Genomic DNA, 24,414 nt, shown 5'->3' on the forward strand with positions numbered 1-24,414 from the left:
CGCATTTCCCGCGCTTAGCGCAAAGCCGGGTTATTGCGCCACCGTCTGTTGCGAAACTTCCAGTTCGACCTTCAGGCTGTCGTCGTTCCCGCCGAAGCTGATGCCGGTGATCGGCGCCGCTTCCTTGTAGTCGCGCCCCGTTGCCACCCGCACATAGCGCGCATCGGGGCTGATCCCGTTCGATATGTCGAAGCCGACCCAGCCGAGGCCCGGCACGAACGCTTCGGCCCATGCGTGGCCGGCATCCTGCGTGGTGCGATCTTCCATCATCAGGTAGCCCGACACGTAGCGTGCCGGAATGCCCAGATGCCGCGCGCATCCGATGAAGATGTGCGCATGGTCCTGACAGACGCCGTGGCCGGCCTCGGCCGCTTCTTCCGCGGTTGTCTTGCTGTCGGTCCTGCCGATTTCGTACTTTACGTTTTCCAGAATGCGGGACGACAGATCGTGAAGGGTGGCAAGCCTGTCCCCTTCGGCATCGAAGCCCGATGCCAGCGCCTTCATGCCCGCACCCGGCTTGGTCAGTGCTGTCTGGCCCGCGAAATGCCATATCGGCAGGTGGCCCGAATGCCGGCCGATCACACCGGCCTGATCGTTGGTATCCACCACGCCCTTGCACTCGATCGTGACGTGGCTGAAACCCGGTTCCACCGAAAGCAGCGTCGTCGTGTTGTGATTGTGGTCGTCGTACTCCAGTTCCTTGCTCGCACCATCCATGGTCATCGTCCATTCGATGACGGACTGTCCGCTCGTACTCTTGGGAGTGAGCCTCAGGCGCTGCAGCGCGTGGACGACCGGTTCTTCGAAATCGTATCGGGTACGGTGCGTGATGGCGAGGCGCATGGATGATCCTCAATCGGAGAAGCGATAGTCCGCCTCGATGGCGGCAGCGATGCGGTTGTTGGTGACGATGAAGTCCGACAGAAACTCGTGCAGCCCCATCTCGATCACGACGTCGATATCCTTGTCCTGCAGCTTCAGATCGGCATTGCGCATGACCTCGTGCGAATGGACCTCCTCGCCATATTGCAGGGCAAGGCTGTGCAGGTTCGACCGGATCTTGGCATAACAGAACCGCAGCGAACGCGGGAACCGACCGTCGAGCACGAGGAAGTCGGCAATACCGCGCGCATCCAGTTGCCCGGCATTGAGCCAGCGATAGGCCCGCTCCGCACCCAGCGAGCGCAGGATCGTTTCCCACTGCACATTGTCGAGGCTGGAGCCGACGTAGGACAGCGAGGGCAGCAGGACATAGTACTTCACGTCCAGAATGCGGGCCGTGTTGTCCGCACGTTCGATGAAACTGCCGATGCGGGCGAAGTTGTAGATGTCGTTGCGCAACATCGACCCGTCCATCGCGCCGCGCACCAGGGTGGATTCGCGCTTCACCGTGCTGATCGCGTCGGCAAGCCCGGCCTGTGTCACCGGACGGCTGAGCAGGTCGTTCAATTGCAGGTAGCTTTCGTTGACCGCTTCCCACACTTCGGTCGTGATCGTGTTACGGGCCGAACGCGCATTGCTGCGCACCGCGCCGATCAGCGAGCGGATGGAGTTGGGATTGTCCCGGTCGCGCAGAATATAATTCCACACCTGGATGCCGGCATAAGTCGCGTTCTGCTCCTGATATCCGTCGCGCATACCGGCAGTTTCAATGACCGAGCGCCATTCCTCTTCCGCCGTCAGGTGATCGCGCGTGAGCGCCATGCGAAAGCCTGTATCCAGCAGGCGCGCGAGGTTTTCTGCCCGTTCCAGATAACGGAACATCCAGAAGATCGCGTTGGCGGAGCGTCCGAGCATCGTTCGTTACTCCTCCAGCACCCAGCTGTCCTTGGTACCGCCACCCTGGCTGGAATTGACCACCAGACTGCCGCGCTTCAGCGCGACGCGGGTCAAGCCGCCCGGCGTGATCTCTATGCCGTTGGGGCTCATCAGGACAAAGGGACGCAAGTCGACATGGCGCGGGGCAAGGCCCTTTCGGGTAAGGATGGGCACGGTGGACAGCGATAGCGTGGGCTGCGCGATGTAGTTCTGCGGGTTCGCCTTCAGCTTGCGCACGAACTTCGCGATTTCCCGCTTCGATGAAGTCGGCCCGATCAGCATGCCGTACCCGCCAGAGCCGTGAACCTCCTTCACGACAAGCTCCTCGATATTGTCGAGCACGTACTTGAGTCCGTCCTCCTCCATGCAGCGATAAGTCTCGACATTCGGCAGGAGCGGTTTTTCGCCGGTATAGAACTCGACGATTTCCGGCATGAAGGAATAGAGCGCCTTGTCGTCCGCGATGCCGGTGCCCGGCGCATTGGCGATCGTGATCCCGCCGGCGCGATAGACGTCCATGATGCCCGGTACGCCCAGCATCGATTCCGGATTAAAGGTCAGCGGATCGAGGAAATCGTCGTCGACACGGCGATAGAGGACATCGACCGGCGTGAACCCGCGGGTCGTGCGCATCTGAACCCGCCCGTCGACCACGCGCAAGTCCGACGATTCGACCAGTTCCGCACCCATCTGGTCGGCAAGGAAGGCATGTTCGTAATAGGCCGAATTGTAGATGCCCGGCGTCAGCACCGCGACGACGGGGCGACCCTTCGTTGCCGGCGGGGCGCAGGCGGCAAGGCTGCGGGCCAGCCGCCGCGGATAGTTCGATACCGGCGCCACCTTCACCCGCGTGAACAGTTCGGGGAACATCGCCATCATCGTTTCGCGGTTTTCCAGCATGTAGGAAACGCCGCTGGGCGTACGGGCATTGTCTTCCAGCACGTGGAAGTCGTTCGGGCCGGTGCGGACAAGGTCGATGCCGGTGATGTGGGTGTATACCCCGCCGGGCGGCGTGAAGCCGGACATGTGGGGCAGGAAAGCCGGATTGCCCTTCAGCAACCATTCGGGAACACGGCCGGCGCGCAGGATTTCCTGCCGGTGATAGAGGTCGTGAAGAAAGGCGTTGAGCGCGCGCACACGCTGCTCGATCCCCTTGGACAGCCGCCGCCATTCATGCGCGGTAATGATCCGCGGTACCGGATCGAACGGGATCAGGCGCTCCTCCGCCTCATCCTGACCATAGACGTTGAAGGTGATGCCGGTGCGGCGGAAGAAAGCCTCGGCCTCCCGATGCTTGCGGTGCAACCCGCTCGCATCCTGCTCGTCATACCAGCTGCAATATCCCTCGTAGGCAGAGCGGACTGCGCCTTCGGCAGTGTGCATCTCATCGAAAGTGCTGGTGTATGTCGGGCTCATGCTGTCCGGTCTGCTCCTTCGATCAGGTCTTTGCCTTGCTGGTCTCTAACATGCCCGGCGGCGCATCCAGCACGCGAGCCACCGTCTCAATCGCTACCGGGTGCCAGGCGAAACCCATGTGTGTGCAGCGTACAGCAACCGACAGGTCCCGCTCTCCAGGCCGGCCACAGGCGCAGTGGCGATGGATCACTCCGTCGCTCGCACTCCACAAGGCAACGGTTGGCACCGGAGGCTTTGCGGAAAAATCCTCGCCCACCGGCGGCTTGTCGACAGAATGGCCGACCAGCCAGTGATAGATGCGCCATGCGTTGTTGCCGTGCATGTCGCCGGAAAACGGCGTTCCCATCGTCACGACCATCTCGACATGGTCGGGCAGCGCCTTTGCCGCCTCTCTCGCAAACACGCCACCAAGGCTCCATCCCACAAGGACGATCTTGCGCCCTTCTGCCCGCGAAACACGTTCGATGCGGGAAAGCAGGCGCTCGAACCGGTCCTCACTGGCGCCAAGGTTCCAGCCCAGCCCCCAGTCCGTGACCGAATGCCCCGCCCTGGCCAGTGCGCGCCGCATCGCGGCCATGCGCCACGGGTGCGACCCGAAACCGGGCAGCAACATCACCGAACGCGGGCTATCCGTTGGCGCCACTTTCGGCTTGCCGTGCCTTGCCGCATAGCCCCACGGGAATGCCAGCGAAGCAAATTCGGCCAGCAGCAGCTTGCTCGCCGGCGTTTCGACGCCGTCAGGCTGCGGGCGAGATGCAAGCGCGTGGCGACGCTTCAGCTCTGCAAACAGCAAGCCGAACCCGCGACCGGGCCGTTTCGGCTCTGCCGGGGGATTGGCAATGGCATTTACCGGGGGCGTTGCCGGCTGACGAGCGGGCGGAGCGCGGTCGGCATCGTGCCCGCTCCTGCCGTTACTTTCCCGCATCGTCACCGTCATCATGGAGTCGTTCTAGCAAAAACCTTCGCACCTGCAAAAAACTATTGCGTCGCATCCATTGCATCGCAATGCGGGCCGTTTGTGAACCAACACTTCGGGCGGCAGCTGGTTTCCACCTTTCTGCGCAAACGCCGCGATCACTCCTTGCAGTCGCCCACCCGCTTGCTGACGACATTGAGCGTCATCGCCATCTTGCCGCCCGGCAGGCCCTGCGCGGTCATGTCCATTGCCATCGTCATGTCCGATCCGGTTTCGGTGCCGGTGCCCGACATCGTCATCGTGCCGCTGCTGTTCTCGTCCGCGCAGCTCATCTTGCCGGTGAAGTTCCCGCGATTGGCGTCGAAACTCTCGATCTTGCAGTTGTCCTGCGTCTGCTTCGCCATTTCCTCGAAGCCCTTGTCTGCCTCTTCCTTGGTGAGGCAGTAAGTCTGCGTCTTGCCCATCGCGCCTTCCATCATGGAGCGCATCTGGCTGACCTGCGCTTCGGGAAGGCCGGGAACGTCGAGTTCGACGAGCTTCATCGTCGAACTGTATTCGCCGGGCTGCGGCCTGACCGCCTGTTTCATTTCGGCGGCGATCGCCTGTTCGCTCATGCCCCCGGCCGATGCGTCATCGCCGGTTTCGGGCGTGTTGTCGGAGCCGCACGCGGCGAGCGCAAGTGTCGCCGTACCGATCACGACAAGCCTCGTCGCGGTTCGCATCGTCATGGAAAGTTCCTTTTCGGGAAAGTTGAAGCGCATTTCAGGTGGCAGGCTAGTGCAAGCGGCCTTTAATGCAACAGCGATTGCCGGTGCGGGGATTTGCAAGTCCCGCAGTCTGCTCCCATATCGCTGCCCATGGCAGAACTCGTCATCCGTCGCGGCCTTGAAGAACCCGATACTTCGGGCAAGTTCGTCCCCCACAAGCCGGAACGGCCCGAAAAATCCCTGCCGGGCAAGCGCTTCGAACTGGTTTCCGACTACCAGCCCGCCGGCGACCAGCCGACCGCGATCACCGAACTGGTGGAGGCCGCGCAGGAGGACGAGAAGACGCAAGTGCTGCTCGGCGTTACCGGTTCGGGCAAGACTTTCACGATGGCCAAGGTGATCGAGGAGATGCAGCGCCCCGCGCTCATCCTCGCGCCGAACAAGATCCTCGCCGCGCAGCTCTATGGCGAATTCAAGAGCTTTTTTCCGAATAACGCGGTCGAGTATTTCGTCTCCTACTACGACTACTACCAGCCCGAGGCCTACGTGCCGCGGTCGGACACCTATATCGAGAAGGAAAGCTCGGTGAACGAGGCGATCGACCGGATGCGCCACTCGGCCACGCGCGCCCTGCTCGAACGCGACGACGTGATCATCGTCGCCTCGGTCTCGTGCCTCTACGGCATCGGCTCGGTCGAGACTTATTCGGCGATGATCTTCGACATAAAGAGTGGGGAGTCGCAAGACCAGCGCGAGATCATCAGGAAGCTCGTCGCGCTACAGTACAAGCGCAACGACGCCGCGTTCGCCCGCGGCAATTTCCGCGTGCGCGGCGACAGTCTCGAAATCTTCCCTTCGCACTACGAGGACATGGCCTGGCGCATCTCGTTCTTCGGTGACGAGATCGAGGAAATCAGCGAGTTCGACCCGCTGACCGGCAAGAAGGGCGCCTCGCTCGATAAGGTCCGCATCTACGCGAACTCGCACTACGTCACCCCCGGCCCGACGATGAAACAGGCGGGCGAGGCGATCCGGTTCGAACTGTCGGAGCGGCTGAAAGAGCTCGAGGCCGAGGGCAAGCTGCTGGAGCATCAGCGGCTGGAACAGCGTACCAATTTCGACTTGGAGATGATCGCCGCCACCGGAAGCTGCGCGGGGATCGAGAACTATTCGCGCTTCCTGACCGGCCGCCTTCCGGGCGAACCGCCGCCGACGCTGTTCGAATACCTGCCCGACAATGCCTTGCTGTTCGTCGATGAAAGCCACCAGACGGTGCCGCAGATCGGCGCGATGGCGCGGGGCGACCACCGGCGCAAGCTGACGCTGGCCGAATACGGGTTCCGCCTGCCGAGCTGTATCGACAACCGTCCGCTGCGCTTCAACGAATGGGACGCGATGCGCCCGCAGACTATCGCCGTCTCCGCCACGCCGGGCGGGTGGGAGATGGAGCAGACCGGCGGCGTCTTTGCCGAACAGGTCATCCGTCCCACCGGCCTCATCGACCCTCCGGTCGAAATCAAGCCGGTCGAGGACCAGGTCCAGGACTGCATCAACGAGTGCAAGGCGACCGCGGCCAAGGGCTATCGCACGCTGGTCACCACGCTGACCAAGCGCATGGCCGAAGACCTGACCGAATTCATGCACGAGGCCGGCGTTCGCGTGCGTTACATGCACAGCGATGTCGAGACGCTGGAGCGTATCGAGCTGATCCGCGACCTGCGGCTCGGCGTCTATGATGTGCTGGTCGGCATCAACCTGCTGCGTGAGGGACTCGACATTCCGGAATGCGGGCTGGTCTGCATTCTCGATGCCGACAAGGAAGGTTTCCTGCGCAGCGAAACCTCTCTGATCCAGACCATCGGCCGCGCCGCGCGCAATGTCGACGGGCGGGTGATCCTCTATGCCGACCGCATGACCGGTTCGATGGAGCGGGCGATCGCCGAAACCGACCGGCGCCGCGCCAAGCAGGAGGAATACAACCTCGAACACGGCATCACGCCGCAGACGATCAAGCGCAACATCCACGACATCGTCGCCGACACTGCCAGCAAGGACGGCGTCACCGTCGATACCGGCGATGACGAGCGCAACAACCTCGTCGGGCATAACCTGCGCGCTTATATCGAGGACTTGGAAGCGCGGATGCGCGCCGCCGCCGCCGATCTGGAATTCGAGGAAGCGGGACGTCTCCGCGACGAAATCCGCAGGCTGGAAAACGAGGAACTGGGCCTGCCCGATGGCGAGAAGCACGCTCCGATTGTCGGCCGCAGTAACGAGGGAAAGCCGGGGACGCGCAAGACTCGCTATGGCAAGACCCAGCGCAAATGGAAGCGTTAGCCGGCAAATTGCAGCGAAACCGGTACAACTGATCGCAGCCCCCTTTTGCAGGGGATCGGGCGATGTTACCGCGCTGCTCCATGAACCGGTACACCATTCTGGCCACGCCACTTTTCGCCCTTGCCCTGACCGCTTGTTCGCAGGGGAAGGAAGCGGGCGAAGGGCAGGCCGTCGCCAAGTTCGAGCTAGCCGCCGACAATGCCGCGCCCGACGCTGTCACGTCCGATTCCATGCCCGGCAAAATCGATCCGCCCGATGCGCAGTGGCAGGCGGCCCCCTCTGGCGCGATCTATGGCGAACCGGACAAGCAGCCGTTGATCGAACTGGCTTGCGATGACGGCATGGTCGCGGTTACGCGCAACGCGACTTCCGACAAGGGCGCCAAGGCGCTGCTCGCCTTCGTCGGCTATCGCGGCATCCTTCGCCTGAAGGTCGAGAACGACGGAAAGGCGTGGCACGGCGCGCTACGGTCTGACGATCCCCACTGGATCGCGGTGACCGGCGGGCCGTTCTATGCAACCGTGGCTGGTGGCGGCAAAGTCATCTCGCCGGCCAGCTCGGTCGCATCGCAAGTCATCCTGCAATGCAAGCCGCAAGCCGACGCGACGATCAAGGGCGCCACCGGTGAGGGCGAGGACGTCGACCCCACAACAATCTAGACGGCGCGATCTAGAGCTTTCCGAACTTTTCCTCGTAACCGGCGGTATCACCCTCGGCGAGGTACTTCGCCTGCGTCCGCCAGTCGTCACGCGTGATACGCCCCGCAAACCGGCCAAGCTGCGCATCGATGCGCTGCACGTCATCGTCGCTCCACGCGGCGATCTGGTCGAAGCGCGAAATACCCATGTCGCCCAGCAACGACAGCAGCTTGGGACCCAGTCCTTTGATGCGCGAAAGATCGTCTTTGTCGCCCTCATGGTCCATCGCGTCGATCTTGATCGCGGCGGCAACGGCCTGCGCGTCTTCGGCGCTGGCGGGCATCCGGTCGTCCGCCGGTTCGGCATGCATCGCCTCGTCATGGGCGAGTGCGGCTGCGGAAACGGCAGTGCCTACGCCTGCCAGCCCCTCGGGCGACAGGGGCGGCTCGTGCTCGTGACTCACCTTGCTGGCCGCGGGGGCGGAATCGATCAGCGCCTGATTGCGTTTTGCCGGGCCGACCCCTTCGTCCAGCACGTCGGGCCGGTGGCTGCGCACGCGCTCTTTCCTCGGGCGGGCAAGCAGCCATAGGGCGATCAGGACAGCCAGCACCGCGACAATCGCAAATGCCAGCCAGTTGGCCTGGATCAGTTCAACCATCGGATTCATCCTCTATCTTGGTTCCCTGCCGCAGCATCAGGTTGCGGGCCGCGCGCAATCGCAGCAATTGCAGCAGCCGCAACCGGCGGGAAAACACCATTATCGCCAGCGTTACCGTCGCGCCGTACACGATCAGCAACGAGACCAGCAATTCGATCCAAAGCGGCATCGTCACTCTCCTATCCCGCGTCCGGCGTGTCGACAGGGGTCGGCACTTGCGGCGCGATGGAGATGACCGAGAACTCGATCCGCCGGTTCGCCGGATCGGCGGGATCTAGCCCTTCAACCGGCTCGGCCGAACCGAACCCCTGCGCCCGCAGCGACGCGCGCGGCAACCCCCGGGATACGAGCGCGTCGCGCACCGCTTCGGCCCGTTCGCGCGACAGCCGGAGATTGACGGCGGCATCGCCAACCGCATCGGAATGCCCCGCCACGGAAATGATGCTGCCCCTGCAAGGCCGCAGCGCGCCAGCCACTTCATCAAGCAACACGTCGCTTGCCGCCTCTATCTGCGCGGAGCCTTCGGCAAAGCGGATAACGCGCACGGCCAGCAGCGCCTCGACATCACGTTCACAATGGAACGGCCCGGGCTCGACAGCTTCCTCGGCACCACGTTCATGGTGGCGACGGTGCGACCAGTGAACTCCGCCGACGCCCGGTATGGCTGCAACAGCATGGGCCACGCGGCTGCGCGTATCATCATCCAGATCGTCTCCGCCAGACAGGGTGGGATGGCGTGTCGGCCACCCTTGCGCGGTCTGGAAATCGACGACGATGCCCTTACCGCCCTCCTGCTCGACAGCGGCTTGTGCACGCCGCTCCAGCTGCGCGACAATGGCATCTCCGGTTCGCGATGCTGAAACGGTGCCGATCAACGCGACGAGGATCGCACCGATGGAAACCTTTAGCCAGGCAGGAAGGGCAAGCAGCATAGGCATGATGGAGAACCGTTAGCCTGCCGCGCCGTCTTGCGGAAGGACCTCGTCCTTGTCGCCCTTGGCCTTTCTGAACAGAACCCGGTCTTCCGGGCCGAAGCCGCGCTTCCAGATGACGAAACCGTAAGTCAGCAGGATCGCCGGCATACCGATCGCCAGCTCTATCCATTCCGGAACCCAGGTGAAGGCCCAACCGACCGCCACGGCAGGGGCCACTGCCCAGACGAGCGGCCAGCGGAAATTGTTGATCCGTTCCTGCAGGATGCGGGCCAGCAAGTGCGACTTGACCAGAGATGCGAAACCGAGCGCCAGCGCCAGCGAGAGAGCCGCGCCCGCGGCCTGAAACAGTTCGTTCATGCCGATCCGCTGGATCGCGGTGATGATCGCCACGGTCAACACGCCTTGCAAGACCAGCGTGGCCGCAGAGATCGCAAGGTTCTTCATCCGCGCCAGATAGATCAGTGCCGATTCCGAAACGACAGCCGTCGCCGCGACCACTTCGGCCAGCAACAGGAACGCCAGCGCGCCCGTACCATAAACGAATTGCGGACCGACCAGGCCCATCACACCCTCACCCGGAATGCCCAGCGCCAGTCCGATCCCCGCCTGCGCCGCCACGATCCAGAAACCCGCCTGACACACCTGCCGCGCGATCGCGGGATAGTCGTGTTCCTTCAGCTTGCGCACGATGACAGGGCCAAGGATCGGTTCGAAGCTGGTCTTCAGCTTCTGTGGCAGGCTGGCGACCTGCTGTGCCACGTAATAGATGCCGACCGTACCGGGGCTAACGAATATGCCCAGTATCGCGATGTCCAGCCTGCGCGTACCCCACTCGATCGCATCGGCCATCGCCAGAGGGAAATTGTCGCGCGCGATCTTGGCCAGCGGCACGACTTGCGGCTTCCAGCCATGCGGCAGGCCGTAATCCTTCAACAGCGGCACCAGCGCCGTCACCGCCGCCGCGATGACGGAGAACAGGTAGGCAAGCGCAAGGCCGCCTTCTTGCGTGGCGGGAATGAAGTAGAACACGCCCGCCATGATCGAGATCGACCATGGCTCCACGACCGAACGGCTGCGCACCGTGGCCGCGATGTTGTAGCGATAGGCCAGTGCCGCCAGCATCACCTCTGTCATGCCCAGCATCATGATGGCGAGCGGCAGCCAAAGGTCCCAGTCGCTGTTGCGCCCGTTCGGAAACATCGGATCGGGGAATGCGAACAGGACACCGGCAAACAGGGCGCTGGTCAAGAGCGAGAGCAGCAGGCCGTCTGCCACGATATGGGTATCGTTGCGCTCGTCAGCGGAAAGCTCCTTGGCCAGCCCGCGTTTCAGGCCGAGCGTTGCCAGCTGGCCACAAATCTCGATGACGATAAGGGCAGAGGCGAAGCGGCCCAGCGCATCCGCGCCATAAAGGCGGCCCGCGATGAACAGGAACGGCAGGCGCGCGGCCAGCCGCAGCAGGAACCCGAAAAAATTGGTGCGCCCGCCCTTGGCCAGCGCGGCCAGATCCTCGCCGGGCGGTTCGCTACCGGCCTTGGCCTGCCCCCCTGCCGGGCTGGATGAAGGTTCGCTCACCCGCCCGGCTCCGCAGTGCCGTTCACGGTTTCGGTCCGCAGCGGGCGCGAAAGCAGTGCCTCAGCCATTTCGGGCGCGGAAACCTGCCCGCCAAGCAGGGCGCAGACGGCATCGGTAATCGGCATCTCGATCCCCATCTGCCGGGCCAGTTCCTGCAACACGGGGGCGGTGTGCGCGCCTTCTGCCACTGTCAGGCGGTTGGCCATCAGAGCGGCGGGATCCTCACCCTCGCCCAGCGCCTTGCCAAGCGAGAAGTTGCGGCTGGAGGTCGATGAACATGTGAGAACGAGATCGCCAAGTCCGCACAAGCCGGCCAGCGTTTCGGCCTGCGCACCCTTGGTGATGCCGAAACGCAGCATTTCCGCATAACCGCGCGCGATCAGGGAGGCACGGGCGTTCTGGCCCAGTTCCATCCCGTCCACCACGCCGCAGGCAATGGCGAGGACGTTCTTGACCGATCCGCCGATTTCCGCGCCGATAAGGTCGTCGGAATAGTACGGCCGGAAATGCTGCCGCGCGATCGCCGGGGAAAGCCGGTCCCACTGTTCCGCCCCGCCTTCGCAGGCCAGCGTTACAGCCGTGGGCAATCCGTCAGCAACTTCGTAAGCGAAAGTCGGCCCCGACAACACGGCAAGGCTGGCCGAAGGCAGGGCATCGCGCGCGACATCGGCCATCAGCCGTCCTGTCCCCGCCTCTATCCCCTTGCAACACAGGACCAGATCGCCGGAAAATCCGTCAAGCTCGCGCAGCATCCGGCCAAGATGCTGGGCCGGCGTCACCGCAAGCAGGATGTCGCACCCCGCCAGATCGCGCAGTTCGCCGCTTGCCCTGACTTGCGGCGACAGCGTTGCGCTTGGCAGGTACGGCGGATTGCGATGCTCGCTATTGATCGCGGTGACGACTTCGGGTTCCAGCGCCCAGAGCAGCACTTCCCGCCCGTCACTCGCCAGCATCTGGGCCAGCGCGGTGCCCCACGCGCCTGCTCCGATAACCCCGATCCGCATTTCACCGCTCACGCTTTCACTCCTGCCCCGCGCACCGGCTCCGCATCGGGATCTAGCGGCCAGCGCGGACGCGCCGCTATGTCCAGCGGATCCCCGCCCTCCGGCACAAGACCGGCTGCCAGCCGCTCTTGCCCGGCCCATGCGATCATCGCGGCGTTATCAGTACAAAGTTTCATTGGCGGGGCGACGAAGCGCAATCCGCGTTCCGCCGCGAAATCTTCCAGCGCGGCGCGCAGCGGCTTGTTCGCGGCAACCCCGCCCGCAACGACCAGCGCGCCGACCGCGCCTGCCCCTTCCAGCGCGCGGCGGGTGCGATCCAGCACACAGTCCAGCGCAGCCTGCTGAAAACTGGCGGCAATATCCGCCGCTGCATACTTTCCGCTCTGCTGCGCGCGCAGAACCGCGCTTTTCAGCCCTGCAAAGGAAAAATGCGGTTCGGCAGATCCGGCCAGCGGGCGCGGCAGTGGCACCGCCTTCGCATCGCCGGTTTCGGCCAGCCGCTCCACCGCAGGCCCACCGGGATAGCCGAGGCCGAGGATCTTTGCGGTCTTGTCGAAAGCTTCGCCAAGAGCATCGTCGATCGTGGTGGCAATGCGGCGATAGTCACCCACGCCGCGCACTTCCAGAATCTGGCAATGGCCACCGCTTGCCAGCAGAAGCAGGTACGGAAACTCAAGGCTGGCATCGGCCAGCCGCGGGCTGAGCGCGTGCCCTTCCAGATGGTTGATCGAAATCAGCGGCCTGTCGCCCGCCATCGCCAGCGCCTTGGCCGTAACCAGCCCGACCATAACCCCGCCGATCAGCCCCGGCCCTGCCGTCGCGGCGATCGCGTCCACATCGGCAAGCGTCATCCCTGCCTCTTCCAGCACCCGTTCCACCATCGGACCGAGCACCTCGACATGGGCACGCGCCGCGATTTCGGGAACCACCCCGCCATAGGGGCGATGCGCTTCATCCTGAGAGGCGATGGCCTGCGCGATGATCGTCCGGTCTGCCGCCACGAGGGCGACTGCACTCTCGTCGCAACTCGACTCGATTCCGAGGACAACTGGGTTCGGTTTGCCGGTCGGGTCCATGGCGGCTTTCCCTGAACGCTTTGCGCCGCTAGCACAAGCCGCGATGCCCGAACTGTCACCAAGCCCCATGGCGCAAAAGCCCCTTCCCGCCCCCGAAACGCCGCTGCGGCTGGGAACGCGCAGCAGCCCGCTGGCCATGGCGCAGGCACACGAGGCGCGAACCCGCCTGTGCGCGGCGCACGGATGGGCGGAAGACAGGGTGGAGATCGTCCCCGTGATGGCCAGCGGAGACAAAGTGCTGGATCGCCCCCTGGCCGAAATCGGCGGCAAGGCACTGTGGACCAAGGAACTGGACGGCTGGCTGCACGAAGGCCTGATCGATTTTGCCGTCCATTCGATGAAGGACGTGGAAACGATCCGGCCCGACTGGCTGGAAATTGCGGCCCTTCTGCCGCGGGCGGACGTGCGCGACGTACTGGTGGGCGCGCGCTCCGTTTCCGCGATACCGCCCGGATCGCGCATCGGCACCAGTGCCCCGCGCCGCGCCGCGCAGATGCTGAACCTGCGACCCGACCTGACCGTCGTGGGCTTTCGCGGCAACGTCGCCACGCGCCTTGCCAAGTTGCAGGCGGGAGAGGCGGACGTGACGCTGCTAGCCGCTGCCGGGCTGGAGCGGCTGGGCGAAAGTGGCGTGGGCCATGCTCTCGAAGCACCGGAATGGCTGCCCGCACCGGCGCAGGGTGCGATCGGCATCGAATGCCGCCGGAACGACGGGTTTACCGCAGCGGCGCTGGCCGCGATCGACGATGGTGCGACACGCGCGCAAGTCATGGCCGAACGCGCATTGCTCTATGCATTGGGCGGCAATTGCCACAGCCCGGTCGCGGTATGGACGCGCGGGACAGACGAACTGACGATGACTGCGCGCATCTTCAGTCCGGATGGCGCCTTCAGGGTCGAGGCTGAGGCGACTTTTGCCGACGGTCCGGCAGGGGCCGCCGAACTCGCGCACAAGCTGCTTGCCGATGCGCCCGATGCGGTGCGGGTGCATTTTTCCGGCCCGCCCGAATGATGCCGGTAATCGCCATCCGGCCCGAACCGGGATGCACCGCAACCGTCGAACTGGGCGTTGCAACGGGCATCGCGGTTCGGGGGCACCCGCTGTTTGTGGTGGAGCCGGTGGCATGGCAGGCACCTTCGCCGGACGAGTATGACGCCGTCCTGTTGGGCAGCGCCAATGCCGTTCGGCAAGGCGGAAGCGCCCTGTCATCCCTGCGCGAACTGCCCGCCCTCTGCGTGGGCGAAGCGACCGCGCAAACCGCGCGCGATGCGGGGTTCGAAGTCGCTCTCACCGGTGCCGGCGGTTTGCAGGCGATCCTGCCCGAAGCGAACGCCATGGGGTTCGACCGCCTGTTGCGCCTGTCCGGCGAAGCGCATGTCCCGCTCGATCCTCCCGCAGGCATGAGGATCGATACGCTGGTCTGCTATCGCGTCGCGGCAAGGCCGGTCCCCGCCGACCTGCAGCCCTTGCTGCGCGGCGGCGCGCTCGTCCTGCTCCATTCCGGCGAAGCGGCAGCGCATTTCGCGGCGGAGATCGACGGGCTCGGCATAGACCGGAAGCGCATCACCCTTGCCTGCCTCGCCCCGCGCATCGCCGTGCGTGCAGGGGAAGGATGGGCCGCGCTATCCACCGCGCCAGCCGCAGAAGATGCCGCCTTGCTGGCCTTGGCCCGACAAATGTGCCAAGCCTGATTTTCGAGACACGAAAGACTTATGCAAGCAATCCCCCCATCGTCCGAACCCGGCACCGGCGACCTGCGCAGCGCAGGCAAGGTCGGCTCGATCCGAAAGCTGGCCGCAGCGGTGCTTATCGCCTTTGCGCTTGGTGCAGCGCTCGCATTCTATCTCGCGTGGAGCAGCGGCTGGCTATCCAACGAAGACCGCGCGACCGCGCAGAATGAAGCCGTAACGGCAGCGGCGCTTCCCGGCGATGCCGAACAGCGCGCCGAAACGCCGGTCGCGGGCGGCGCGATGATGCCGTCGCAGGACACGATGGCGACACGCATCAACGAACTTGAACGGCGGCTCAACCGCCTTGACCTGCAGGCAGAGGCCGCGTCGGGCCATGCCGCGCGGGCCGAAGGGCTGCTAGTTGCCTTCGCCGCGCGCCGCCTGCTCGAACGCGGAGCACCGCTCGGTTATCTGGAGAACCAGTTGCAGCTGCGCTTCGGCAATGCCCAGCCGAACGCGGTGCGCACCATCATCAACGGATCGCGAAATCCGGTCACGCTGGATTCGCTGCGCACAGGGCTGGAAAACCTTTCCGCCGTCGCAGTTTCCGAACCGGAAACCCTGTCCGCGTGGGAACGTGTGAAAACGGAAATCTCGCGCCTGTTCGTCCTGCGCAGCGCCAGCGCACCATCGCCGCAGCCGGAAATCAGGCTGGACCGCGCGCGACTGCTGCTGGACGACGGGCGGGTGGAAGCGGCGGCCGCGCTTGTCGAACGCATGCCCAACAAGGAAGGCGTGGAACCATGGCTGGCCGATGCCCGCCGCTATATCGCCATGCACGATGCGCTGGACCTGATCGAAACCGCCGCCCTGCTGGAACCAAGGCAATTGATCGACGGCGAAGGGCAGCCGGTGCGGCAGGGCAGCCCGGCTGCGCCGGTCGCCACGCCATCGCCCGATGCCGAAGCGGCAGCGGCTGTAGCGGATTAGTCCTGCAACAGCGCGGGCAGCGTTCCGGAAACGCCCCGCGCCTCATCCATGAACCAGCGCTTCATCGGGGCAATCCGGTCGATCGCGCTCATCCCCGCGCGGCGCACCGCACTGGCCGCCTTGCCCGGAACGCCGAATATCCACGTCAGCGAATCGGTAGCCAGCGCGACCGAGAAATCGTCCAGCGCGCGCCAGTCCTGATACCGCTTCAACAGCTGCGAATCGCCAAGATCCATGCCCAGCCGCGCACCATCGGCCAGCACTTCGGCCAGTGCCGCCGCATCGCGCAGGCCAAGGTTCAGCCCCTGCCCCGCAATCGGATGGATGCCATGCGCCGCATCGCCGACCAGCGCCAATCGCTCGGCAACGATGGTCGGCGCATGGTGGAACCCCAGCGGAAAGGAAGACCGCTTCCCTTCCAGCGCGATTTCGCCCAGCACGCCGCCCATCTTCTTTTGCGCTTCGGCAACGAAAGCCCGCTCGGGAAGTTTCAGCCAGGCATCCGCGTCCTTTTCAGCAACGGTCCAGACCAGTGCGGTGCGGTGGCGTCCCTGATCGTCATCCTTCATCGGCAGCAGGGCGAAGGGACCTGCGGGGTAGAAGATTTCCCACGCCACGTTGCCATGCGGCTTGTCATGCACCAGCCCGCAGATCAGCGCGCGATGGCGATAATCCCACTTGGCAACGGTAAGCCCTGCTTCCTCGCGCGTGGGCGAACGGCGCCCTTCCGCTGCGACCAGCAGGCTGCCTTCGAAACGGGCTCCATCATCGCGCGCGGCGGCAACGCCGAATTCGCCGCGTTCGCGCGTGACGATGCGGCTGCGCGGATGGAACGCAATGGCCGGTTCGTTTTTCGCCGCTTCGAACAGGGCGACGCGCAACTGCCGGTTGGCGAACATGCGCCCGAGCGAGCCTTCTTCCGGTTCGGGCCGGAAGTGCAGTTCGCCCGGTTTCAACTGGTCGGACACGGCAATCGCGTCGATGGGGCAGCCGTACTGCTCCAGCCCGTCGGCAAGTCCGATGTTCGCGAACATGTTCCAGCTGGCGGTGGAAATGGCCGATGCCCGTCCGTCGAAGCCGGCGGCTATCTGCGCTTCGGGGTCGGCGGCGTCCAGCACATGGCTCGTCACGCCAGATCGGGCAAGCGCCAGCGCAAGGGTCATGCCGACGAGCCCGCCGCCAAGGATCACCACGTCACGCCGATCGCTGCTCATCACCGTCTCCGCCGGGCTTGCTGGACAGCCACACCGGCCATCCCTAAACACAGCGCACAGATGGCGACAGCGCACCTGCAAGGCAACCCCTTGGCACAAGTCGCTGTCACCGGCCCGGAACCCTGAGATACATGCACCGACTTTCCCCAGCCCTCGCCCCGTTCGGTCGTTTCCTTGCCATCGTCGCCTTGCTGTTCTCGGCGCTGGGCGCGGTTCCGGCCATGGCCAACAACATCGCGGCAACACTGGAAGTCGAAGGACCGGTCGCCCCCGGTGAAACGGTTATGGTGGCCATCGCGATGGAACCGGCCGCAACGTGGCACGGCTACTGGTCGAACCCCGGCGATGCAGGTTTCGGCATGGGGCTAGACTGGACATTGCCCACGGGTTTCACGGCGGGCGAACCGGAATATCCGGTACCCGAACCGCTGCTGATCGGCCCGCTGATGAACCACGTCTACGAAGGGCCCTATGCGGTGCTGATACCGTTGACGGTTCCGGCGGATGCCGCTGTGGGTCAGCGGGTGCCGATCGTGCTCGATGCCGACTGGCTGGCCTGCACCGACGAGATCTGCGTGCCGGAAAAGGGCCACTTCGAAACGACGGTGACGGTCGCTTCGCCGGGCTCGCCAGCGGCGCAAACGGAGCGGTTTGCCGCATGGCGCTCGGCCCTTCCCGCGCCGATGGTCGACAAGGGCCGCTATGCCATTTCGGGCGGCGTGCTGCGCATGGCGATACCCGTGGCAGCCGGCAGCAAGGTCAGCGAACCGCACCTTTTCGCCGCGCAGGACGGCATCGTGCGTTATGCCGCGCCGCAGGAAGTGTCTCGCAATGGCGACTGGCTGATCATCGAAACCGGCGCTGACGACGATGCAACAGCGGGCACGCCTTTCGATGCGGTGCTGCGCCTCGATCACGCGGGGAACGGTCTTGCCGTTACGCTGGAGCCGGGTGACGTGCCCGCCAGTGGAACCCCGCTTTCAGGGATGACCGGTTCGGCGGGGCATGATCTTGGCTGGCTGCTGCTTCTGGCCTTCGCGGGCGGGCTGATCCTCAACGTCATGCCCTGCGTATTCCCGATTCTCAGCCTGAAGGCGCTGTCGCTGGCCAAAGTGAACAGCGCCGGCGCACATCACGAGGCGCTGGCCTATACCGCCGGCGTCCTTGTCGCCGTGCTGGCGCTTGGCGCGGCGCTGCTGGGGCTGCGCGCTGCCGGAGAGGAAATCGGCTGGGCCTTCCAGTTGCAGGAACCGGCAACGGTCGTCCTGCTGCTGATCCTTGCCGCCGCGATCACCGCGAACCTTGCCGGACTTTACGAAATGGTGCTGCCCGGACTTGCCGGCCACCAGAACGGAGGCGCGTTCCTGACCGGGCTTCTGGCCGCATTCGTCGCCACGCCCTGCACCGGCCCGTTCATGGCCGCCGCAATGGGCGCTGCGTTGCTGCTGCCGGTAGCCGACGCGATGCTGCTGTTCGCAGCGCTCGGCCTTGGTCTTGCCTTCCCGTTCCTGCTGATCGGTTTCGTGCCCGTATTGCGCAAGGCGCTGCCAAGGCCAGGTATGTGGATGGTACGTTTCCGGCATTTCATGGCGATCCCGATGGGGCTGACCGCCATTGCGCTCGTCTGGCTCACATGGCGTGTTGGCGGGATACCTCTGCTTGCTCTCGGCCTTGGCGCCACGGTTCTAGCGACCGGCCTGCTCATGCTGGCTGGACGCAAGCAGCGACGCGGGCATGCCGCAACCGCGCCGGTGCTTGCCGCCGTCATCCTTGCCATCGCGGCCGGAGGCGTCAGCGCCGCGATGGAACCGACTGCGCCGCAAAGCGAAGCACCGCTCGACGCCATACCGTTTTCACAAGATGCACTTGCCGAGGCGCGAGCGAGCGGCAAGCCGGTCTTCGCCTATTTCACCGCAGACTGGTGCGTGACCTGCAAGGTGAACGAGGCAACGGCCATTGATCGCGATGCCACGAAAGCGGCATTCGAGAAGGCAGGCGTTGTCGTCTTGCGGGGCGACTGGACCCGGCGCGATCCGGCCATCACCCGCTATCTTGAAGAGCATGGCGCAGCGGGCGTTCCGCTCTACGCATGGTACGAGCCGGGGGCCGAGGCGGAGATCCTGCCGCAAGTTCTGACCAGCGGGATACTGGCGCAACGCGCTGGTACAAAACGATAATGACCACAGCCTGACGATTTTGCAAAAAAATCCGGAACCCTACCGGCCAGTTTCGGTTATCCGGTATGAACAAGCGGTCATTTCGGCCACATGTGCAGGGTTTCGAATACGCGCCGGATAAACGGACACCGGCGACGGAAAGTGCGGACAAGAATGGCAGATTGGGGTTACGAAAAGGGGCATTTCGAACCGGGCGAAAGTCCGGTCCTTCTGCTTGTCGAAGACGAGATGATCATCGCCTTCGATATCGCGGACCAGATGATGTCCGCCGGTTTCCAGGTCGATGGACCCTACCCCAGCAACGTCAAGGCGCTTGCCGCGCTCGATACCGGAAAGCCCCATGTCGCGATCCTCGATGTGCAGTTGGCGGATGGCGATGTCTATCCGGTGGCAACCCGCCTGCGAGAACTGAACATCCCAATCGTATTCCATTCCGGCCACGCCGATCCCGGCCAGTTGAATCTGGAATATCCCGACGCCATCGTCTGCACGAAGCCCTGTTCGTCCGGACGGTTGGAAGATGCAGTCCGGTCCGTGATGACCGCAACGGCCTGAACGCCGGAAAGGCCGTTCGGCAGGGCGCCGTCACTGCCCCTCGCGGCAAGGTTGACATCAACGCGTAAGCTTTTGAATAGGCAGGGATGAACCTGTTCCGGAATGCCCGACGCAACGGCGGCTGGGCATCTATCGCCATCATCGCCGCTTCCGTCGCCCTTGTCATCGCAGGCTTGTACTTGCGCCTTGCGGACACTGACGAGAGCGCGATACCGCAAGCCGCCGCCACACTCCCCGAACCCGGTCCGCAGGACACGCTGCAGGCCGACTTCGCACTTTGCAGCAGCGCCGCGCGCCGCGATTGCGTAGTGGATGGCGATACCTTCTGGCTGGGCGGCGAGAAATACCGGGTGCTCGACATCAATACGCCTGAAACCTCCACTCCGCGATGCGACCGGGAACTGGCACTGGGCAAGGCGGCAACACAAAGGTTGCTGCAATTGCTTAACGGCGGAGCGTTCTCGTTGGAAAGCGGGCCGGAACAGACCGACCGCTACGGACGCAAGCTGCGCCGTGTCATGCGCGGCGGGCAATCGCTGGGCGACATACTGGTTGCGGAAGGGCTGGCCGAAAAATGGAAGGGATTTCGTCGCAACTGGTGTTAATCTAGCGTTCTTGATCCTCGTGTAAGGTTCTTGTCGGAATAACGGAACAAGCCACGCGACATGCGCGTTGGAGGCACCATGAGTGTAGATGTCCAGCTTCACGAGATAACCGGCACGACCGATGCCGAGGAACGGTTCCTGAAGGATAGCGTGATTCTGTTGCGCAAGGCTGTCAGCAGTCCCGGCTTCGGCGGTTCGGTCAGGCAGGCCGACTACGGCTACACCGGCTGGCAGAGCCTGCACGGCACCCCTCGCGAGCTGACGGGCGACCAGATCTGGGAACGCATCGTCATGGGCCGCGAATGTGGCAAGACCGCCGATCACACGCTGGATCTCGCCATTTCTGTCGAGGATATGGACAGACCGGGCAGCGCCCACCCCGTCATCGGCCGCTCCCTGCTGGGCACATTGCCCGTCCGCACCGCCCGCTGGTTCGTGACGCAGTGCATGGATGCGGGTGACCGCGTGAACATGGCGGCCCACATGATGCACCAGTGGATGCACGTATCCGGCTTCGTCCATAGCCATGAACGCACCGGAAAGGATGCGCCCTCGGTTCTGGCAAAGCTGGTCCGCCGCGCGCTGGAACCCGATTACGGCGAAGAGATAGACGCGCAGATCACTGCTCTCCTCACTCTGGACGTGTCCGATTGCGACTGCTGCACCGCCGGCGATCATCCGGAACCCACCGCCATTCGCGCCGCCTGAACGATACCGGCGGGGGATAGCTTTTTCCCGCGGTTCCACTCCGCCTGCGCGATCCCTATCTGGGAATGATGGCGAGCACCGCCCTTCCCCAACCTGTCCCGCTGCCCGCGTTGCATGCCAGCCATTCCGGTTGCTGGCTTTCCGATGCCGCGGGCAACACGCGTGCCCTTTCGCGGGGCGAAGCGATCATGGCGGCTGCGGAAACGCCGATGCTGATGCTGAACGCACCGCTCGTCGCCAGCCGCCTCGGCTATCCGGAGCTTTCCGGCCTCGACCTGCTTGAACTCTTCGCATTCGTCCATCCCGCCCGCTTCATGGTCCCGACGCCAAAGGGGCTTGCCGACGCGCTCGATCTTCCGCCGCCCGAGCATGAAGGGGAAGTGCCCGGCCTGCTCGCCCGCGCCGCCGGGCGCCTGTTCGCGACATGCGAAGGCACGGATTGGGCCGAGCGCGAGGGTGCATGGTCTGTCCTTCAATCGATGGCGCGGCTGAAATGGCAATGGGCGGGAATGCTCAGCCCCCATGTCAGCCGCCCCGAACGCGCCGAACGCTGGCTGTTCACGCGGCTACCCGAATGGGAGGATCAACCGGCAAGGCCGCAGCCGCGCAACGCACCGCTCGACGCCGGCGACATTGCCGGCAGGCTCGACTTGCTGACCGGCGCGGATGCCGAAAGGCGCAGCGGGCAGCATGACTACGCGCAGGCCGCAGCGCACATTTTCGCCCCGCGCCGCGAAAGGGGGCAACCGAACATGGTGCTGGCGCAGGCAGGCACCGGTGTCGGCAAGACGCTAGGCTATCTCGCGCCGGCCTCGCTCTGGTCCCAGGCGGCTGAAGGCACGGTCTGGGTCTCCACTTACACGAAGGCACTGCAACGGCAGTTGCGCCGCGAAAGCCGCCGCGCATGGCCGGATGGCGATGCGAGCGACCGCAAGGGGCCTGCCGTGGTCGTGCGCAAGGGGCGCGAAAACTACCTTTGCCTGCTGAACCTGGAAGACGCGCTGCAGGGCGGTTTCCAGAACCGCGCAGGAATCTTCGCCCAGCTCGTCGCGCGCTGGGCAGCCTATAGCGAAGATGGCGACATGGTTGGCGGCGACATGCCGGGTTGGCTGCCCACCCTGTTCCGGCGGCGCGGGCTTGCCGCACTCACGGACCGGCGCGGGGAATGCGTCTATGCCGCCTGCCCGCATTACCGGAAGTGCTTTATCGAACGCGCGGCGCGGCAGTCCGCGCACGCCGATCTCGTCATCGCCAACCACGCACTCGTCATGGTTCACGCGGCGCGTGCGGGCGGTGCAGACGGGGATCGGCAGGCCCCCTCGCGCATCGTGTTCGACGAAGGGCATCACTTGTTCGATGCCGCCGATTCGACCTTCGCCGTCGCGATTTCCGGCGCAGAGGCGATAGAAATGCGGCGCTGGGTCATCGGGCCGGAGGGTAAATCGAAAGGGCGAAGGCGCGGTCTTGCCGCGCGGCTGGCCGATGTGGCCAGTTACGACGAGGATGCCGAACGCGCAATCGCCGCCGCGAGAGAGGCGGCCAGCGCGCTTCCCGCCGATGGCTGGCTGGCGCGCATTGGCGAAGGCGAGCCGTGGGGCCCGCTCGAAACGCTGCTCGCCGCCGTGCGCCGCCTTACCTACGCGCGGGACGAAGCGGGGAGCCAGGCGGGATATGGCCTCGAGACGGAAGCGGTCGACCTCGACGGCCCGTTGATAGAGGCGGCAGCGGGTGCGCGCGATGCCATCGCCCATCTGCGCCAGCCGCTGATGAAACTGGGCACGAGGCTGGAAGCAATCCTTGAAGACCCGCCGGACTGGCTGGACCCGCAAGGGCGACAGCGGGTGGAAGGCGCGCGGCATTCGCTAAGCTGGCGCATCGATACGCTTTCGGCATGGGAAGCGCTGCTGGCGCGACTTGGCGGCCCTGCGGATGCCGATTTCGTCGACTGGCTGGCAGTGGAACGGGCCGAAGCGCGCGAATTCGACATTGCGATCCACAGGCGCTGGCTCGACCCGATGAAGCCGTTTGCGCGAACCGTTCTGGGACCCGCCCACGGCGTGCTGCAGACCAGCGCCACGCTGTGCGACCGCACGCCCGATGGCCCGGACTGGGATCGCGCGGTTCGCCGTTCAGGCGCAGAAGCGATCGGCCTGTCGCCCCGCCTTGCCGAAGCCGAAAGCCCGTTCGACTATGCCCGGCAGGCGCAAGTCATCATCGTGACCGACGTGAAGAAAGGCGACATCGCAGGGCTCGCCGCTGCCTACGGGCGCCTGATCGAGGCATCGCGCGGCGGCGCGCTTGGCCTGTTCACTGCCATCCGGCGGCTGCGTGCGGTGCATGCCCGCATCGCGGACCGGCTCGCCCGATCCGGCCTTCCGCTGTTTGCCCAGCATGTCGATCCGATCGATACCGGCACGCTGGTCGACATATTCCGCGACGATCCGCATGCCAGCCTGCTGGGCACCGATGCGCTGCGCGACGGTGTGGACGTGCCCGGCGATTCGCTGAGGCTGGTGGTGATGGAGCAGGTTCCATGGCCCAAACCGTCGATCCTGCACCGCGCGCGCAGGGCGGCAACGGGCGGCGACCGGGCCGAAAGGCAGGCGCACGACGATGCGATCGTGCGGGCGCGCCTGGCACAGGCGTTCGGGCGTTTGATACGATCGAAAGAGGATAGCGGAATATTCGTTGTGCTATCTCCCGCCTTTCCGTCGCGGCTGCTATCGGCCTTTCCGGAAGGCACGCCTGTAACACGCACGACGCTGGACGATGCTTTACAAATGCTGGTGACCGGTGTTTCCTGCATGACAACAGACGATGAAACCGAGGGAAGTGAATTTTGAAGCGGCTGGGACTCCTGCGTCATGCAAAATCGGAAGAAGACCAGCCGACCGGGTATGATTTCGATCGAGATCTGAACGCGAAGGGCCGCCGCGCCGCAGAAACGATGGGGCGTTACATCGGCACGAAAGTCGCCCCGTTCGACCTGATCCTCGCCAGCCCCGCCCGCCGCGTGCAATCCACACTCGACATCGCACTCGACGCGATGGGTAAATCGGCCCCCGCGCACCGCATCGAAGACCGCCGCCTCTATCTGGCGACCAGCGATTCGATCGAGGAAGTGATCAACGAACTAGGCGTCGATGCCGATGCGATCCTGCTAGTCGCGCACAATCCGGGTCTGGAAGATTTCGTGCTGGATCACGTACCGAATGACGGGTCATGCCCGCTGCGCGATATCGTGGCGCAGAAATACCCCACCGGCGCCTTTTCCCTTCTGGAATTCGATTCGGATGGCTGGGCGAACCTGGATGGGGCGAAGGCCCGCCTCGTAGACCTGGTGCGACCGCGCGATCTTGACCCGACGCTGGGCCCGGAAATGGCACGCTAGAGGCTTTGAAGGACGGCATTGCA

General features: G+C 64.6%; 23 protein-coding genes. 11 read left to right on the forward strand and 12 right to left on the reverse strand.

The window, feature by feature from the left end; translation table 11 throughout:
• Positions 1 to 30: 30 nt before the first annotated feature.
• From A7A77_RS12925 to A7A77_RS12945, 5 genes are all read right to left on the reverse strand, one after another.
• Complete coding sequence (locus A7A77_RS12925; RefSeq protein WP_066558894.1) at positions 31 to 843, reverse strand: transglutaminase family protein; 813 nt, start codon at positions 841 to 843, stop codon at positions 31 to 33.
• A 9-nt stretch (positions 844 to 852) separates the two neighbouring features.
• Positions 853 to 1,797, reverse strand: a complete 945-nt coding sequence (locus A7A77_RS12930) for an alpha-E domain-containing protein (protein WP_066558899.1) — start codon at positions 1,795 to 1,797, stop codon at positions 853 to 855.
• Positions 1,798 to 1,803: 6 nt separating this feature from the next.
• Positions 1,804 to 3,234 carry a circularly permuted type 2 ATP-grasp protein gene (locus A7A77_RS12935; protein ID WP_066558900.1) on the reverse strand — a complete coding sequence of 477 codons (1,431 nt, stop codon included), beginning with the start codon at positions 3,232 to 3,234 and terminating at the stop codon, positions 1,804 to 1,806.
• A gap of 22 nt (positions 3,235 to 3,256) precedes the next feature.
• On the reverse strand, positions 3,257 to 4,174 hold the full coding sequence (locus tag A7A77_RS12940) for an esterase/lipase family protein (protein ID WP_245638480.1): 918 nt from the start codon (positions 4,172 to 4,174) through the stop codon (positions 3,257 to 3,259).
• A 134-nt stretch (positions 4,175 to 4,308) separates the two neighbouring features.
• Positions 4,309 to 4,878: a DUF3617 domain-containing protein gene (locus A7A77_RS12945; RefSeq protein ID WP_172799911.1), complete on the reverse strand. Its 570-nt coding sequence runs from the start codon at positions 4,876 to 4,878 to the stop codon at positions 4,309 to 4,311.
• A 129-nt stretch (positions 4,879 to 5,007) separates the two neighbouring features.
• Here A7A77_RS12945 and uvrB point away from each other — a divergent pair, with 129 nt between their 5' ends.
• On the forward strand, positions 5,008 to 7,194 hold the full coding sequence (gene uvrB / locus A7A77_RS12950) for an excinuclease ABC subunit UvrB (RefSeq protein WP_066558914.1): 2,187 nt from the start codon (positions 5,008 to 5,010) through the stop codon (positions 7,192 to 7,194).
• Between the two features lie 80 nt (positions 7,195 to 7,274).
• Positions 7,275 to 7,853 (forward strand): hypothetical protein, encoded by a 579-nt coding sequence (locus tag A7A77_RS12955; RefSeq protein ID WP_066558921.1) that lies wholly within the window; start codon positions 7,275 to 7,277, stop codon positions 7,851 to 7,853.
• A gap of 10 nt (positions 7,854 to 7,863) precedes the next feature.
• Here the strand turns inward: A7A77_RS12955 and A7A77_RS12960 are convergent, their stop codons facing one another.
• Genes A7A77_RS12960 through tsaD form a run of 6 tightly spaced genes read right to left on the reverse strand, consistent with a single transcriptional unit; the run spans position 7,864 to position 13,080 of the window.
• Positions 7,864 to 8,490, reverse strand: coding sequence for a hypothetical protein (locus A7A77_RS12960; RefSeq protein ID WP_066558924.1), 627 nt, complete (start codon positions 8,488 to 8,490; stop codon positions 7,864 to 7,866).
• Positions 8,483 to 8,659 (reverse strand): hypothetical protein, encoded by a 177-nt coding sequence (locus A7A77_RS17940; protein WP_156500563.1) that lies wholly within the window; start codon positions 8,657 to 8,659, stop codon positions 8,483 to 8,485. Before A7A77_RS17940 ends, A7A77_RS12960 begins: the two co-directional genes overlap by 8 nt.
• Before the next feature lie 10 nt (positions 8,660 to 8,669).
• A complete protein-coding gene (locus A7A77_RS12965; protein ID WP_245638481.1) occupies positions 8,670 to 9,428 on the reverse strand; it encodes an OmpA family protein in 759 nt (252 codons plus the stop codon).
• Positions 9,429 to 9,440: 12 nt separating this feature from the next.
• Positions 9,441 to 11,000, reverse strand: coding sequence for a lipopolysaccharide biosynthesis protein (locus A7A77_RS12970; RefSeq protein WP_425388573.1), 1,560 nt, complete (start codon positions 10,998 to 11,000; stop codon positions 9,441 to 9,443).
• The gene (locus A7A77_RS12975) at positions 10,997 to 12,004 is read right to left on the reverse strand and encodes an NAD(P)H-dependent glycerol-3-phosphate dehydrogenase (protein WP_066559070.1); all 1,008 of its coding nucleotides are present in this window, start codon (positions 12,002 to 12,004) and stop codon (positions 10,997 to 10,999) included. The genes A7A77_RS12970 and A7A77_RS12975 overlap by 4 nt, the downstream gene beginning before the upstream one ends.
• An 8-nt stretch (positions 12,005 to 12,012) precedes the next feature.
• Positions 12,013 to 13,080, reverse strand: a complete 1,068-nt coding sequence (gene tsaD / locus A7A77_RS12980) for a tRNA (adenosine(37)-N6)-threonylcarbamoyltransferase complex transferase subunit TsaD (protein WP_066558929.1) — start codon at positions 13,078 to 13,080, stop codon at positions 12,013 to 12,015.
• 67 nt (positions 13,081 to 13,147) lie between these two features.
• On the opposite strand from tsaD, the gene hemC reads away from it, so the two are divergent.
• The 3 genes from hemC to A7A77_RS12995 are packed head-to-tail and all read left to right on the forward strand — an operon-like array spanning position 13,148 to position 15,741.
• A complete protein-coding gene (hemC, locus tag A7A77_RS12985; protein ID WP_082836126.1) occupies positions 13,148 to 14,092 on the forward strand; it encodes a hydroxymethylbilane synthase in 945 nt (314 codons plus the stop codon).
• The gene (locus tag A7A77_RS12990) at positions 14,089 to 14,772 is read left to right on the forward strand and encodes a uroporphyrinogen-III synthase (protein WP_066558931.1); all 684 of its coding nucleotides are present in this window, start codon (positions 14,089 to 14,091) and stop codon (positions 14,770 to 14,772) included. Before hemC ends, A7A77_RS12990 begins: the two co-directional genes overlap by 4 nt.
• A 21-nt stretch (positions 14,773 to 14,793) precedes the next feature.
• Positions 14,794 to 15,741: a hypothetical protein gene (locus tag A7A77_RS12995; protein WP_066558934.1), complete on the forward strand. Its 948-nt coding sequence runs from the start codon at positions 14,794 to 14,796 to the stop codon at positions 15,739 to 15,741.
• Here A7A77_RS12995 and A7A77_RS13000 read toward each other — a convergent pair.
• Positions 15,738 to 16,955, reverse strand: coding sequence for a UbiH/UbiF/VisC/COQ6 family ubiquinone biosynthesis hydroxylase (locus A7A77_RS13000; protein ID WP_066558937.1), 1,218 nt, complete (start codon positions 16,953 to 16,955; stop codon positions 15,738 to 15,740). The genes A7A77_RS12995 and A7A77_RS13000 overlap by 4 nt on opposite strands.
• Before the next feature lie 131 nt (positions 16,956 to 17,086).
• Between A7A77_RS13000 and A7A77_RS13005 the strand changes: the two genes are divergently transcribed.
• From A7A77_RS13005 to A7A77_RS13030, 6 genes are all read left to right on the forward strand, one after another.
• On the forward strand, positions 17,087 to 19,132 hold the full coding sequence (locus A7A77_RS13005; RefSeq protein ID WP_066558939.1) for a protein-disulfide reductase DsbD family protein: 2,046 nt from the start codon (positions 17,087 to 17,089) through the stop codon (positions 19,130 to 19,132).
• A gap of 153 nt (positions 19,133 to 19,285) precedes the next feature.
• The gene (locus A7A77_RS13010) at positions 19,286 to 19,687 is read left to right on the forward strand and encodes a response regulator (RefSeq protein ID WP_066558940.1); all 402 of its coding nucleotides are present in this window, start codon (positions 19,286 to 19,288) and stop codon (positions 19,685 to 19,687) included.
• Positions 19,688 to 19,773: 86 nt separating this feature from the next.
• On the forward strand, positions 19,774 to 20,292 hold the full coding sequence (locus A7A77_RS13015; protein ID WP_082836120.1) for a thermonuclease family protein: 519 nt from the start codon (positions 19,774 to 19,776) through the stop codon (positions 20,290 to 20,292).
• A gap of 78 nt (positions 20,293 to 20,370) precedes the next feature.
• A complete protein-coding gene (locus A7A77_RS13020; protein WP_066558942.1) occupies positions 20,371 to 21,000 on the forward strand; it encodes a hypothetical protein in 630 nt (209 codons plus the stop codon).
• A 68-nt stretch (positions 21,001 to 21,068) separates the two neighbouring features.
• Positions 21,069 to 23,843: an ATP-dependent DNA helicase gene (locus tag A7A77_RS13025; protein WP_066559081.1), complete on the forward strand. Its 2,775-nt coding sequence runs from the start codon at positions 21,069 to 21,071 to the stop codon at positions 23,841 to 23,843.
• Complete coding sequence (locus A7A77_RS13030; protein ID WP_066558945.1) at positions 23,840 to 24,391, forward strand: SixA phosphatase family protein; 552 nt, start codon at positions 23,840 to 23,842, stop codon at positions 24,389 to 24,391. Before A7A77_RS13025 ends, A7A77_RS13030 begins: the two co-directional genes overlap by 4 nt.
• Positions 24,392 to 24,414 lie beyond the last annotated feature (23 nt).

Origin of the sequence: Croceicoccus bisphenolivorans (assembly GCF_001634625.1) — a bacterium.
GTDB lineage: Bacteria > Pseudomonadota > Alphaproteobacteria > Sphingomonadales > Sphingomonadaceae > Croceicoccus > Croceicoccus bisphenolivorans.

Coding starts and splice junctions, on each gene's coding strand:
- A7A77_RS12990 (WP_066558931.1), top strand. CDS start 14,089: ATGATGCCGGTAATCGCCATCCGGCCCGAACCGGGATGCACCGCAACC.
- uvrB (WP_066558914.1), top strand. CDS start 5,008: ATGGCAGAACTCGTCATCCGTCGCGGCCTTGAAGAACCCGATACTTCG.
- A7A77_RS12940 (WP_245638480.1), bottom strand. CDS start 4,174: ATGATGACGGTGACGATGCGGGAAAGTAACGGCAGGAGCGGGCACGAT.
- A7A77_RS12960 (WP_066558924.1), bottom strand. CDS start 8,490: ATGGTTGAACTGATCCAGGCCAACTGGCTGGCATTTGCGATTGTCGCG.
- hemC (WP_082836126.1), top strand. CDS start 13,148: ATGGCGCAAAAGCCCCTTCCCGCCCCCGAAACGCCGCTGCGGCTGGGA.
- A7A77_RS17940 (WP_156500563.1), bottom strand. CDS start 8,659: ATGCCGCTTTGGATCGAATTGCTGGTCTCGTTGCTGATCGTGTACGGC.
- A7A77_RS13010 (WP_066558940.1), top strand. CDS start 19,286: ATGGCAGATTGGGGTTACGAAAAGGGGCATTTCGAACCGGGCGAAAGT.
- A7A77_RS12930 (WP_066558899.1), bottom strand. CDS start 1,797: ATGCTCGGACGCTCCGCCAACGCGATCTTCTGGATGTTCCGTTATCTG.
- A7A77_RS12945 (WP_172799911.1), bottom strand. CDS start 4,878: ATGACGATGCGAACCGCGACGAGGCTTGTCGTGATCGGTACGGCGACA.
- A7A77_RS13025 (WP_066559081.1), top strand. CDS start 21,069: ATGGCGAGCACCGCCCTTCCCCAACCTGTCCCGCTGCCCGCGTTGCAT.
- A7A77_RS12955 (WP_066558921.1), top strand. CDS start 7,275: ATGAACCGGTACACCATTCTGGCCACGCCACTTTTCGCCCTTGCCCTG.
- A7A77_RS12995 (WP_066558934.1), top strand. CDS start 14,794: ATGCAAGCAATCCCCCCATCGTCCGAACCCGGCACCGGCGACCTGCGC.
- A7A77_RS13005 (WP_066558939.1), top strand. CDS start 17,087: ATGCACCGACTTTCCCCAGCCCTCGCCCCGTTCGGTCGTTTCCTTGCC.
- A7A77_RS13000 (WP_066558937.1), bottom strand. CDS start 16,955: ATGAGCAGCGATCGGCGTGACGTGGTGATCCTTGGCGGCGGGCTCGTC.
- A7A77_RS12925 (WP_066558894.1), bottom strand. CDS start 843: ATGCGCCTCGCCATCACGCACCGTACCCGATACGATTTCGAAGAACCG.
- tsaD (WP_066558929.1), bottom strand. CDS start 13,080: ATGGACCCGACCGGCAAACCGAACCCAGTTGTCCTCGGAATCGAGTCG.
- A7A77_RS12975 (WP_066559070.1), bottom strand. CDS start 12,004: ATGCGGATCGGGGTTATCGGAGCAGGCGCGTGGGGCACCGCGCTGGCC.
- A7A77_RS12935 (WP_066558900.1), bottom strand. CDS start 3,234: ATGAGCCCGACATACACCAGCACTTTCGATGAGATGCACACTGCCGAA.
- A7A77_RS13015 (WP_082836120.1), top strand. CDS start 19,774: ATGAACCTGTTCCGGAATGCCCGACGCAACGGCGGCTGGGCATCTATC.
- A7A77_RS12965 (WP_245638481.1), bottom strand. CDS start 9,428: ATGCCTATGCTGCTTGCCCTTCCTGCCTGGCTAAAGGTTTCCATCGGT.
- A7A77_RS13020 (WP_066558942.1), top strand. CDS start 20,371: ATGAGTGTAGATGTCCAGCTTCACGAGATAACCGGCACGACCGATGCC.